We start from the raw sequence: 13,476 nt of genomic DNA on the forward strand, positions 1-13,476 counted from the left end.
AGTCGAGTAATACTAATCATCCGAAGCTTTCAAAAAGCAGAATACTGTTGTTTGTTCTTCCTTACTAACTTCTTTCAATAATATGTCATTGTTTATGGCGACGAGATCTACGGGATATATTCAAACCCGACCAGATCAAGCTTAAACATTTATACTATTATCAAAATATAATCAATCAGCAGATGAGCAATCATAGCTGAATCGATAGAAAACATTTAGGTGCCTATATCGGTGGTGTCCACCTCTTCCCATTCCGAACAGAGAAGTTAAGCCCACCAGAGCCGATGGTACTGCGGTAACACGTGGGAGAGTAGGTCGGTGCCAAATCTTAAAGAAAGCCTTTCAGGAAACTGAGAGGCTTTTCTTGTTTACAGTACCTCATGATATGTCTTTTTTTCAGTATCTATTTTCCAAACACAATCAACTTTTTATTGTTCTTAAGTTATGGACGATAATCCTAATTTATTTTTTCCTAATCATCACAACTTTTACCCTTGATTCGTTATTTAAATAGCTTTGAAAAAGCATTTTGAAATTATTTTAATTACCTTTGTCCCTAAACTAAAGCACACATATAATGAGTTTTTTCGCTGAAAAAAGAAGAGAAGTAATGCTTCATATTGAGCACTATATGCTTGAAATGATGGATTCTTATCTTAAACCAATTGATACGAATTGGCAGCCTACTGATTTTCTGCCGGTTTCTACAAGTGAAACTTTTCTGCAGGATATAAAATCTCTACGTGAAAATGCAAACGACCTGTCTTACGATCTGGTTGCTGTACTAATCGGAGATACAATTACAGAAGAAGCATTACCTACATACGAATCATGGTTAGCTATGGTAGAAGGCGTAAGCCGTAATGAAGAAGGTGGATGGATGAGATGGAACCGTCACTGGACTGCCGAAGAAAACAGACATGGTGATCTCTTAAATAAATACCTTTATTTGTCTGGTCGTGTTGATATGCGGCAGATGGAAATATCTACGCAGTATCTGATTGCTGATGGTTTTGATATCGGTACCGGACACGACCCTTACCGCAACTTTATTTACACGAGCTTCCAGGAGCTCGCTACAAATATTTCACATAGGAGAGTAGCATCATTGGCTAAAAAAGATGGCGATACTTTACTTTCGAGAATATGTGGTGTGATTGCTTCTGATGAGGCAAGGCATGCTAAAGCTTATAAAGACTTTATGTCTAAAATCTTTGAAGTAGATCCGAATGAAGCCATGATTGCCTTTGAGGATATGATGCGCAAAAAGATTGTAATGCCTGCGCATTTCTTAAGGGAAATGGGAATGAAAATGGGGCAGACCTTTGGTCATTTTACCGACGCCGCACAACGTCTGGGTGTTTATACTGCCGTTGACTATGTAGAAATTATGCAGCAGCTGATTGACGAGTGGAAACTTGAGCATATGGTTGATTTAAATGATGCTGGTGAAAAAGCGAGGGATTACATCATGGCTCTGCCAAACAGGTTGTTACGTGTAGCTGAAAGAATGAAAAATCCTACGATAGACTATAAATTTAGCTGGATCCACGCATAAGCTGTCTGAGTGTGGTACTATATTAAAGCCCGGATATGTTTATCCAGGCTTTTTTTATTCACATATTTCTGCGGTATTGGCCCCCAACTTCATAAAGGGCATTAGATATTTGTCCCAGGGAGCAGATTTTACAAGCTTCCATTAATAACTCGAAGATGTTTTCTCCCCTCACTGCGCTTAGCTGAAGTTCCTGTAAAATACTTTTTGTCTCCTCAGCATTGCGTTTTTGAAATTCCTGCAGTGCATAGATCTGGTATTGTTTTTCTTCCTCCGTAGCCCGGATCACTTCGCCGGGTACGATGGTAGGCGAACCATTTTTATTTAAGAATGTATTTACACCTACTATTGGATACGCTCCCGAATGTTTCTGCATTTCATAATACAAGCTCTCTTCCTGTATTTTTCCGCGTTGGTACATAGTTTCCATCGCACCAAGCACACCGCCCCGCTCATTGATGCGTTTAAATTCCAGGAGCACTGCCTCTTCTACAAGGTCTGTCAGTTCTTCAATAATAAAAGCGCCCTGCAGGGGATTTTCGTTCTTTGCCAGCCCCAGTTCCCTGTTGATAATCAACTGTATCGCCATCGCCCTGCGCACAGATTCCTCTGTGGGGGTAGTGATAGCTTCATCGTATGCATTGGTGTGCAGTGAATTACAGTTGTCATAGATCGCATAAAGCGCCTGTAGGGTAGTCCTGATATCATTGAAGTCTATTTCCTGTGCATGTAAGGATCTGCCGGATGTTTGAATATGGTATTTCAGTTTTTGCGACCTGTCATTGCCCTTATATTTATTTTTAATAGCTTTGGCCCATATCCGCCTTGCTACGCGCCCAATTACGGCGTACTCCGGATCTATACCATTAGAGAAGAAAAACGAAAGGTTAGGTGCAAAATCGTCGATATGCATTCCCCTGCTGAGGTAATACTCTACAAAAGTAAAGCCGTTGCTGAGTGTAAAAGCGAGTTGTGAAACAGGATTTGCACCGGCTTCTGCAATATGATATCCTGAGATGGAAACAGAATAAAAATTCTTTACATTCTGATCAATGAAATACTTCTGGATATCGCCCATCATTCTAAGAGCAAATTCCGTTGAAAATATACATGTGTTTTGCGCCTGGTCTTCCTTCAGGATATCTGCCTGGACTGTCCCGCGCACTGAACTGATGGCGCTGGCGCGGATTTGCTGATATGTTTTCGGTTCCAGTACCTGATCGCCAGTAACGCCGAGTAACAGCAGGCCCAGTCCGTTGTTTCCTTCTGGCAGCTGGCCCTGGTAAAGTGGCCTTGCCATGTTCTTATGCTGATAGATCAGGTCTATCTTCTGATTAACCTGGTCAAGCAGGCCATTTTCAATGATGTATTTCTCGCATTGCTGATCTATAGCCACGTTCATAAAGAAACCCAGTAACATCGGCGCCGGGCCATTGATGGTCATAGACACTGAAGTGGATGGCGAGCATAGATCGAAGCCTGAGTAAAGTTTCTTTGCATCGTCAAGCGTAGAAATGCTTACGCCGGAATTTCCTATTTTTCCATAAATATCAGGCCTCATATGCGGATCTTCGCCATAGAGTGTGACAGAGTCAAATGCCGTTGATAAACGATGGGCAGGCTGTCCGAGAGATACGTAATGAAAGCGTTTGTTGGTCCGTTCTGGTCCACCTTCCCCCGCAAACATCCTGGTAGGGTCTTCACCTTCGCGTTTTAAAGGAAATACCCCAGCGGCATAAGGGAATTCGCCGGGTACATTTTCAGTCAGCAACCAACGGAGAATATCTCCCCAGTCCCTGTAGCGGGGGAGTGACACCTTTGGGATCTTCAGCTGTGACAAAGATTCATAGAAGAGCGGCTGTGTAATTTCTTTATCCCTTACCTGATAAACAAAATATTCCTGCCCATATCTTTCACTGGTTGCGGACCATTCCCTGAGGAGGCGACGGCAATTTCCGTCGAGCTGTTCTTCCAGTTTGGCATATACTTTATTGAGGTCTGCCTTAAAATGTAGTAAATCATCCTGTGTTATACTCATCACCCCATTTAACTGATAAAGCTGAGTGGCAATAGCAGTTTGCTTTTTCACCCATTCATCGTATTGTTCACTGGATTCAGCGATCTCAGCCAGATATCTGGTTCTGTCCGGGGGGATAATATAAATTTTCCCGGATGAGCCGCTGATCAGTTTCAGCTTAGGTTTGAAATCGATGGCGGTCTTCTCCTTAATCTTGTGCAGAAGGCTTACAAAAAGACCATTCATGCCGGGGTCATTAAATTGTGAGGCCATTGTGCCAAAAACAGGGATCTCCTCATCTTTGGCATCAAACAGGTTGTGGTTTCGTTTATATTGTTTGCGGACATCGCGCAAGGCATCCGGGGCCCCTCTTTTGTCAAATTTATTGATTGCTACCAGATCAGCAAAATCGAGCATGTCGATCTTTTCCAGTTGCGTAGCAGCGCCAAATTCAGGAGTCATCACATACAGGGAAACATCACAGTGTTCTGTAATTTCGGTATCAGACTGGCCAATGCCCGAAGTTTCTACGATAATCATATCAAATCCTGCTGCCTTACAAATATCGATGCTCTCCTGTACGTTCGCAGAGAGAGCCAGGTTAGCTTGTCTGGTGGCCAGAGAACGCATGTAAATCCCCGGATGATCTATCGCGTTCATCCTGATCCTGTCGCCCAGAAGCGCGCCGCCTGTTTTCCTTTTGGAAGGATCAACCGAAATAATAGCCAGGGTTTTGCCTTCAACTTCGAGCAGGAAGCGCCTCACGAGTTCATCGACCAATGATGATTTGCCTGATCCTCCGGTACCGGTAATGCCCAAAACAGGGGCCTGAGTATCACGGGGAAGTTTTTTTAGGTGGTTGACGAAATCCTGCGCTCCTGCAGGATCATTTTCTGCAATGGTAATGGCCCTGGCGATACTTCTCATATCCCTGGAAGGGATCTTTTCCAGTTCATCTGTGATTGTCTGAGCAGTGATAAAATCAGTTTGTTCAAGCATGTTATTGATCATACCCTGTAATCCCATTGTGCGGCCATCATCCGGAGAGTAAATCCTGGTGATACCATAAGCCTGTAGTTCATTGATTTCAGCAGGTAAAAATACGCCACCGCCACCTGCAAAAATCGTGATATGTTTTGCGCCACGTTCCTGAAGCAGATCGTACATATATTTGAAATACTCGATATGGCCACCCTGGTAGGAGGTCATTGCAATACCCTGAACATCTTCCTGAATAGCGCAATTTACCACTTCTTCTACAGACCGGTTATGACCAAGATGGATCACCTCGGCCCCGGACGACTGAAGGATCCGGCGCATGATATTTATTGTTGCATCGTGCCCGTCAAACAATGCTGCCGCTGTCACAAAACGTATCTTGTGCCGCGGATGGTAGACATTAACTGGTTCCATACACTGAGTTTATATTGGTGATGTAATGTACAAATAAATTACTGTGCATAAAAAAAGCCGCAGATTCTGCGGCTTCCGGGTATTTCGAATATTGTCTATTGATGCGTCAGTTCTGTGATCGGCTCGCCGACGTTACCGCTTGGCATCTGTATATGCAGCATTGCAGCAATGGTTGGCGCGATGTCTGTCATATGGTGAGTTTTGTTGGTTTTACCATGTTTGACCTTCCATCCCATGAATACGCAGGGAATATGTGAATCATATGGGTTCCAGGCACCATGTGTTGTTCCTGTTTTACCGCCATCAAAATAGTTTGGCTGCAGGATGAAGTATACATCACCGCTGAGGCGTGCATTATACCCATTGGTGATCATTTCTTTTTGTACTGCAGGAAGCGTACTTTCTGCAATTCTGGCAAGGTCCACTGCATTTGCAATCCCATCATAAGTTCTCAGATAATCGATAGTTGCATTTTTCAAAGCGGTAAAATCAATGTTGGGCATATCCTTGTTGCTGTGGTCAAAAATAATCTGATTATTCATAGACATCATTGCCGGCTTTTTGATCTTGAACCTGCTTTCAAGATAGGTGTTCAGACCTGTAATAATGGCTTTGTTATCAACCAAGCCTGCGTGCATTTTGTTTTCCTGCATAAAACCAGGTACGTGAGCTGCACCATGATCGGCAGAAAGAAACACCAGATAATTGCCTTTGCCTACCGTTTTGTCCAGGTAATCGAAGAAACTTGCAATATCCTTATCCAAACGCAGGTAAGTGTCCTCGGCCTCTATTGAATTTGGACCATACTGGTGTCCCACATAATCTGTAGAAGAGCAGCTCACCGCCAGAAAATCGGTAATATTATCCTTACCCAGATTTTCTGCTTCGATGGCTACTTTTGCAAGATCAAGTGTAATGGTATTACCATATGGAGTACTCCTGATCATGTCATAGTTCTTTCCTGTATAGGCTGTGAGCGCATGTGGGAAGGTGGGGGTTTGTTCGCCTCTGGTTACACCCTCATAATCTTTGTTGTCGGCAGTACTCTGAGTATAACTGGCTATAGGATATAAAGTATTCCAGTTCATGTCATAATACTTATTGGCCATTTTCTTTTTATTGTAATCCTGAAGCCATACCGGCAGTTGTTTCATATACCAGGTACTTGTTATCCAGTCACCGGTTTCACCGTCATACCAGTATGCACCTGTTGGGGTGTGGCCTGCAGGTAGAATTGAGCCACGGTCTTTCAAGGACAGGCCTATCACTTTACCCTGAAAATTAGTTGCCAGTCTGAGTTCATCAGTAATTGTACTGCTGAGCAGGTTTTTTGGAGACATTTTGCCCGCGGCATTATTAGATCCCACTCCTGTTACGGTACTGTCATCCGTGCAGTACACTGCTTTTTTTGTTTGAGGATCAAACCAGTTGTTACCGATGATTCCGGTGATAGCGGGTACTGATCCTGTATAAATACTTGTATGGCCTACAGCTGTGTAAGTGGGCGTATATGGAATATAGGTATTTTCGGCAGAGAAACCTTCATTAATCATGCGTTTAAAGCCACCTTGTACATATCGGTCATAGTAACGATAAAGGTAGTCCCATCTCATCTGGTCTACTACTAATCCTACAACTAGTTTTGGACGGTCCAGAGTTGCAGAAGACGTTGCCGGTGTTGTGGAGCTCTTTGCTTTTTTTTGTGCGAAGGTGATGCTGCACAAACAGCATAAGCCTGCGAATAACAAGGTTTTTTTCATCAGAATTTAATTGTCTTTGATAGTTATAAAGCGCGCACAGGGATTATACTATTTTACAGTACCCTTGTCATACGCGTTTCATCATTACATGCGGTAAATATAATGCTAAACAAATAAAATTAATGTTAACAAACCTGCTAAAGAACTTCTGCAACAACAAAGGTACTTCCGCCAACAAAAATCAGGTCATTGGGATCTGCGGCATTTCTGGCTACATCAAGTGCTAAAACGACAGTATGGAAGACTTTGCCTTTGAGGTTAAATTTTTCTGCCTGCTGCGCAAGTTCAGTTGCAGGCAGTGCTCTTTCCAGCAGTGGCTCACAAAAGTAATATGTAGCCGAGGCAGGTAGCAGCTGAAGTACGCTGCTGACGTCTTTATCCTTTAGCATGCCGATTACGATGTGCAGTTTTCTGTATGGGGTAGCCTGTATATTTTGCAATACCTCCTGAATTCCGGCAATATTATGCCCGGTATCACAGATGACCAGCGGGTTGCGGCTGATGGTTTGCCATCTTCCCTGCAGGCCCGTGACCTCCACGGTATGGGCAAGGCCGTCATAAACAGCCTGATCAGGAACGGTAAAACCTTTACGGTTCAATACATTGACGGCCTGAATAACAGTAAGGACATTTTTCAACTGATAGCGGCCAGTGAGATCGAGTTTCAGGTCCTTAAAAATTCGCGCATTATTTTTATATACAGAAGTAACAAGTTGTGCGCCTTCATTACGCACATCATCCAGTCGGAGCTCGGTGCTTGCAAATACAAGCTCGCTGGAAGTTTCCTTTGCTTTACTGATAAATACGGGAGCAGATTCATCCTGCTTTTCTCCAATGACAACCGGAATTCCCGGTTTGATAATGCCGGCTTTTTCCCCTGCAATTTCCGGCAGTGTGTTGCCAAGCAGGCTCATATGATCAAAACTGATATTGGTGATGACAGACAATACCGGGGTGATAATGTTTGTAGAATCAAGCCGGCCGCCGAGACCCACTTCGATAATGGCAATATCTACCTGTTCGGCAGCAAAATAGTCGAACGCCATTGCCACAGTTACCTCAAAAAAAGAAGGACTGATTTCTTCGATCTTCTCTTTTTCGCGGGCTGTGAAATCCACAACAGCTACTTCTGGCATCATTTCTCCGTTAATCCTGATGCGTTCCCTGAAATCTTTGAGGTGTGGAGAGGTGTATAGTCCTGTCTTGTAACCTGCTTTTTGCAGCACGGCAGCAAGCATATGGGAGGTAGAACCTTTCCCGTTGGTACCGGCGATATGAATGGTTTTAAATTTCTCCTGTGGATTGCCCAAGTGTTCACACAACAAAATGGTGTTATCCAGGTCCTTTTTGATTGCGGCAGCGCCAATGCGTGTAAACATTGGCAGTTTATTATATAGGTAGTCGAGAGTTTGGGAATAGTTCATTAGCACAAAAATCTTACACTGTAACGTACCTAACCGGGAGATTATTTCACTTTAAAATTGAATACCACCACACCGGTCTGAAGATCCGGGGCAGACTCAGACTGGTTTAGCCTTGCGCCCATTACTGCGGCCTTACATTTAGCCCAGAGATCAAGATCCTGCAGGGTTGTACCTTTCACACCGGGCGTTGCTTCAACTACAATACCCTGTTTGTTTACAGTGATCCGCACTGCGATCTTGCCAGTTTTTTGTCCGTCATCCTGCGGGGTAACCAGATTGGTAAAACGGCGCAGGGCGATAGGGGTGTTGCCAAAACCGGATCCGCCCTCACCATAATTGTTGGCCAGAGGGTCGCCATTTACAGATCCCTGGTTACCGGGAGTTGTACCGGTGCCATCGCCGCCGCCAGTACCTTTGCTGGATTTGCCCTTATACAGTGCATTCTGGTTGATCGCTGGTTTAGCAGGTTTATCCTCTACTTTTGCAGCGGTAGGGGTAGAAGGTTTGTTCGTTTTCTTGGTAGCAATACTTACAGCCTCCTCAGTATTCTGAGTGGTGATTTCTTTATCAGAACTTTCAACCGACTTTTCTGGTGTTACCTTCTGATCAGGCACTACCTTATCAGGCGGCTGGTTATTTGCGTTTGGATCTGCAGAAGGCTCTTCAACACTTGTATAATCAGTTCCCATACCTTCAACAGACGTACCATAATTAACTACCATACCGCCCATCCCTGCCTCTTCAGGAGGCTGGAAGGTGCCAATAGCAATAAACAGGCTCAATGCCAGCAAACCGGCTAATATTGCCGTTGAGATAGCCACTGCTTTGGGGTAATTATTTTCCTCTTTATATGGAGTCATTATTTTTTCGGTTCTACTGCCAATACAACTTTCAGTTTTAACTGATTAGCAACATCAAATACAGCCATCGTGTTTTCAATAGAAACGCCTCTGGCAACATACAATACAATCGTAAGGTCAGGAGAAGCTTTCTGATATGTTTCAATACTGGCTTTCATCGTTTCAAGTGTAACCGGTGCTTTCTCTACAAAATAATTGAGCTTTTCATCTATGGATACGGTCACTGTTTTCTGGGCCGACGACTGCTGTCCGGATTCTGAACGGGGGAGCAACAATTTTACGACCTGTGGATTTACTACCGCCGAAGCAAGCAGGAAGAACAGCATCAGGAAGAACATGATGTCGTTCAGTGCCGAGGTATGGACCTCAACAGTTGCCTTATTTCTTTTGCGTAGATTCATTATTTACCTGGTTCTTCTAATAGATCAATAAACTCTAATGCATCCGTTTCCATTCTCAGGATGATTCTTTCTACCATTGCATTCAGGATGTGGTAAAGCACATATGCAATAATACCTACGATCAGTCCGCTGGCAGAGGTAATCATCTTGGTATACAGACCTCCTGATATGGTTCCAATTTCGATAGCTCCTTTAATGGATACATCATGGAAAATTGTAATTACCCCTACGATTGTTCCTACGAAACCAAGCATCGGTGCAATCCCGGCTATAATCCCCAGGATTGAGATGTTTTTTTCAAGTTTGGAAACCTCCAGTTTACCGACGTTTTCGATAGCGGCCTCAATATCTTTGATTGGCCTGCCGATACGTCTCATACCTTTTTCCAGCATTCTGCCCAGTGGAGAATTTGTATTCCTGCAAAGTGCTATGGCATTTTCCAGACGGCCGTCATGGATATACTGTTTGATCTGCAGCATCAGGTTCGTTTCAGATTTAGAAGCTTTTCTGATTGTAATGTATCGTTCTACAAAGATTACCAGTCCGGCAAAAGCAAGGATAGCCAATGGAACCATTACCCAACCCCCTTTAATTAAAAGGTCAAAGAAATGAAGTTCCTGAGGTGCAGCAGCTACAGCCTGGTTCGCAACATTAGCGGTATCAGTTAATTGTTTTACTGTATCTGTAGTAACCTGAAGCAATGTGGTCATATTATTTTTGTTTGTTTCTGTAAATGTATATTCCTGGTATTTTTAATTTTTTTGATAATCTGTCCAGCTCTTCTTTGGCTGTTTTCTCATCTTTTAACGTAGCGATACTCATTTTTAGTCTCTTTCCAGACATATTGGTCACCACCTTGGCATCTATTCCGCTTCTCTTCATCAGCGCGATGAAATTATCAGCTTCTTTCTGGTCATGCATTGAAGCGCCGATGATTTCGTATACTGTAGCCGTATCTACGGGTTTGGCAGGGGGCAGTGTTTTGATCAGGGTATCAGCAGGAGACAGGGAAGCGCCGCTTTTCTGAATGGAATCCGTGGTGAGTGAATCATCTGACGCCGGTGCAACAACTGCAGGCCTTGAGGCAGAAGTATTTAACTTTTTAGGCGGAGCCGATGTTTTACCTGTTAATGCATTAAATAAATCGGGCTTAATAACATACACAACACCCATCATTACGATCAGAATCCCTATACTTAAAAGAATTTTTAAGTATAGCGGCATCGTCTTTTCTTCTACTACCTGTGTTGGGTAAACGGGAAAGGCATCTGTTGACGGGGCAGCTTCAGCGGTGTCTTCTTTAGCCGTGATCTTATTTAATTTCATGATCACCTCCTCATCCACAGGGCCTGTAGATTTTAAGTATGGTGATTTTGACCTGTAAAAATTCAGCGATTCGATCTCATCGCGCAGCTGCTGTTCATTCTTTTTATATTGGGCAAAAGGATTTACAGGTGTATCTGCAGGCTTGTTTTCTTCTGCCGAAGCCGGAACAGGCTCTTCTTCAATTTCTTCGTTACCCGGGTTCTCCTCACTGCTTTCGTTGTCAGCAATTACAGATTCCAGATTTTGTTCTTCTGCTTCCACTGGAGACGGTTCCTCTGGCTGAGCGGCAGCTAATTCTTCTGTTTCAACAACAGGTGGCTCTTCAGCTGCAGGCAGAACTGTATCATCAATTTCGGTTACCCTTTCTTCGTCGCCTGGATTTTCTTCGCTGCTTTCATTATCAGCAATTACTGATTCAATGGTCGGCTCTTCTGTTGCTGCTGCCTCTGTCTGTTCTGGCTGAGCAGCTGGTATTTCTTCTACAACATCCTCAATCTGTGCCAGTGCTTCAGGCAGTTGTTCCTGCTCCTCTTTCACCGCCGGCAGGCCATAGAAATCGAAGCCGTAATTAATGGATTCTGCAGGCTTAAACCTGATCTGCTCACCTGATTTAACCAGGGTACCAAGATCACCAAAACTAAATGTACCATCATTGCTCAGCCTCCTGAGCGTATCAGAGCTAAACTCAGTGATAAAATAGTTTGCTGTATCAGCAGACACATTCCTTTTTTTGCCGATGAAATCAGCAAGCAGGATCTCTTCCTTTATTTCATCAGTAAAATCGAGGGTGTAGCTGGGTGGAATGAATGAATGCGTTTCCGCATCATACCTTCCCGGTATTTTCTTTTTAAACACGGTCCCCAAACCGGAAATCCCAACGGCTTTACGCGTTTGAATAAGCTCTGAGAGATAAGACAAGACATCCATTCTGGTAAAAATAAATTTTAATTCCGTATCAACCAATTATAAAATTGATTTGATTAGAATGAGTAGGTAATTCCACCAAAAACATTCACACCAATTACCTGGTAATATAAATATCTGCTGTATTTTGTGTTCAGCAAGTTGTTTGCTTTTGCAAAGGCAGAGAACCTGTTATTGATCTTGTACGTAGCCCCAATTCCCAGGTCTACATAACCTTTCACAGTAGTAGTTGTTTCTATTGCCGGGTTGGGAATTACATATGGACTTGCAGGCGCTGAAGTATATATTTTTGCGTTGCTTGCATCCTGCACAGATACGGCAGCGTTGAAACCGATTTTATCGGTGATGCTGTACAACAGGTTAGAGCTGATGCGCAGCTGAGGTTTAAACCAGCTGTAGGTCTCAGAAGCAGGTTTGTAATCTTCAAGGTTTAGTTTGCCCGTCCATTTCAGCTGATCGCTCACTTGCACTGATAACTCACCTTCAAGGCCCAATACCTTGGTGTTTCCGAAATCATAGATGACATCAAATTTTGTAGGGTCATTATAGTTGTTTACAAAAAGTGGCATATCGGTAATTTCTTTGCGGTACACCCTTACTTTGTATCCAAATCCCGGGCCGCCCGTTCCTTTAATACCGGCACTGAAGCTTAGTTTTTCTATGGAGTTTTTGATCGCAATATTACTGTTCAGGAAAGGGTTCTCATCTGTCAGGTCTTTCATTGAATTCCTGTTCACATCGCCTTTCAATTCTGCAAAGATCTGCAGGTAATCAGGGATCAGTGTAAAATCTGCCGTTACTGCCGGGAAGATGTGCCCTGCAGAAACAGTACCAAATTCCTGTACATAGTTAATACCGGCGTTGATCTTGATACCATTTGCTTCTAACCTGATATACGGGTTTAATCGGAGCAGGTTATTCTTTACATCTGTTAACTCATCCTTTGTATTGCCAAATTCTGCAGAAGCTGCCAGTCCCAGGTTAAAACTGCTGATCCTTTTGTTCAGGTATCCGTTGATGACAACTGAATTCTCTTTGGCAGAAAGCTGATCGCCCCAGACATACCCATTGATTTTTGCTGCGTAGCTCAGTGCATCAGGGTCTTCAGTGTATTTGTTTACCACTTCGCCTTCAGCCTCGATAAAGTTGAAAGCCTGTTTGGCAGGATCAAGGTTTCTCAGCGGGTTGGCCTCATCAAAGCCATAAAAATAAAATCCCTTTCTTTCATAATTTACGCGACCGCTCAGCACAGCTTTTTCGCCGATGCTGCGACCGAAAACGCTTACCTGCTGTTGACTTAGTTTCTGGCCTTCCAGTTTGCCATCCTGACTAAAATGTCTGAAAAAACCGCCTGCCTGTAAAGCTTCGTCCCTGCCCATATTGATATAAGCTTCGCCGAAGATTGTACTTGCAGAACCCAGTCCTCCCTTTACATAATTATTGATCAGTTCAGCTTGTTTTTCTGCCGCAACATCCTGTGCGTATAACTTATCGATATCAGAATTGAGCATCAGCTTCCTGTCTGTCAGCGCATAGTTAAAACGTGCTTTATATGATTTAACATCATTCAGGTCAGGGCTTCTTCTTAGTTTTACAGCCTCGGCCAGAATTGGTTTATAGGGTCTTACTACTTCAATTTCTTCCGTTACTGCTTTGTCGTCTTTTTTCTCTTCCGGTTTTTGTTCGGTTTTCTTATCCGTCTTTTTATCTGTAGTTTTTTTATCCTGCGCATTCACAGAAAGTGTGCCCGCTGTAAGGAAGAATATGGATATATATAATATTTTGCTCAATCTCAT

Annotated in this window: 9 protein-coding genes and 1 rRNA gene; 2 read left to right on the plus strand and 8 right to left on the minus strand. The window is 43.4% G+C overall.

Annotated features, from left to right (window positions below; genetic code table 11):
- Positions 1–215 precede the first annotated feature (215 nt).
- Both rrf and FN831_RS17235 read left to right on the plus strand, forming a co-directional pair.
- Positions 216–327, plus strand: a 5S ribosomal RNA gene (gene rrf / locus FN831_RS17230).
- 250 nt (positions 328–577) lie between these two features.
- Positions 578–1,558: an acyl-ACP desaturase gene (locus tag FN831_RS17235; protein WP_142529437.1), complete on the plus strand. Its 981-nt coding sequence runs from the start codon at positions 578–580 to the stop codon at positions 1,556–1,558.
- Between the two features lie 58 nt (positions 1,559–1,616).
- On the opposite strand, the gene FN831_RS17240 is transcribed toward FN831_RS17235, so the two are convergent.
- The 8 genes from FN831_RS17240 to FN831_RS17275 all read right to left on the minus strand — a co-directional run bounded on the left by FN831_RS17240 (position 1,617) and on the right by FN831_RS17275 (position 13,476).
- Positions 1,617–4,985 carry a methylmalonyl-CoA mutase family protein gene (locus FN831_RS17240; RefSeq protein WP_142529438.1) on the minus strand — a complete coding sequence of 1,123 codons (3,369 nt, stop codon included), beginning with the start codon at positions 4,983–4,985 and terminating at the stop codon, positions 1,617–1,619.
- A 95-nt stretch (positions 4,986–5,080) separates the two neighbouring features.
- Positions 5,081–6,745, minus strand: coding sequence for an alkaline phosphatase PafA (gene pafA, locus FN831_RS17245; protein ID WP_142529439.1), 1,665 nt, complete (start codon positions 6,743–6,745; stop codon positions 5,081–5,083).
- Positions 6,746–6,882: 137 nt separating this feature from the next.
- Positions 6,883–8,124: a bifunctional folylpolyglutamate synthase/dihydrofolate synthase gene (locus FN831_RS17250; RefSeq protein WP_246101602.1), complete on the minus strand. Its 1,242-nt coding sequence runs from the start codon at positions 8,122–8,124 to the stop codon at positions 6,883–6,885.
- Positions 8,125–8,210: 86 nt separating this feature from the next.
- Positions 8,211–9,029: an energy transducer TonB gene (locus tag FN831_RS17255; RefSeq protein WP_142529441.1), complete on the minus strand. Its 819-nt coding sequence runs from the start codon at positions 9,027–9,029 to the stop codon at positions 8,211–8,213.
- Complete coding sequence (locus FN831_RS17260) at positions 9,029–9,430, minus strand: ExbD/TolR family protein (RefSeq protein WP_142529442.1); 402 nt, start codon at positions 9,428–9,430, stop codon at positions 9,029–9,031. The genes FN831_RS17255 and FN831_RS17260 overlap by 1 nt, the downstream gene beginning before the upstream one ends.
- Positions 9,430–10,140: a MotA/TolQ/ExbB proton channel family protein gene (locus FN831_RS17265; protein ID WP_142529443.1), complete on the minus strand. Its 711-nt coding sequence runs from the start codon at positions 10,138–10,140 to the stop codon at positions 9,430–9,432. Before FN831_RS17265 ends, FN831_RS17260 begins: the two co-directional genes overlap by 1 nt.
- A gap of 1 nt (position 10,141) precedes the next feature.
- Positions 10,142–11,683 carry a hypothetical protein gene (locus FN831_RS17270; protein ID WP_142529444.1) on the minus strand — a complete coding sequence of 514 codons (1,542 nt, stop codon included), beginning with the start codon at positions 11,681–11,683 and terminating at the stop codon, positions 10,142–10,144.
- A 53-nt stretch (positions 11,684–11,736) separates the two neighbouring features.
- Positions 11,737–13,476: a porin family protein gene (locus FN831_RS17275; protein WP_142529445.1), complete on the minus strand. Its 1,740-nt coding sequence runs from the start codon at positions 13,474–13,476 to the stop codon at positions 11,737–11,739.

Origin of the sequence: Pedobacter westerhofensis (genome assembly GCF_900182595.1) — a bacterium.
Taxonomy (GTDB): Bacteria; Bacteroidota; Bacteroidia; order Sphingobacteriales; family Sphingobacteriaceae; genus Pedobacter; species Pedobacter westerhofensis.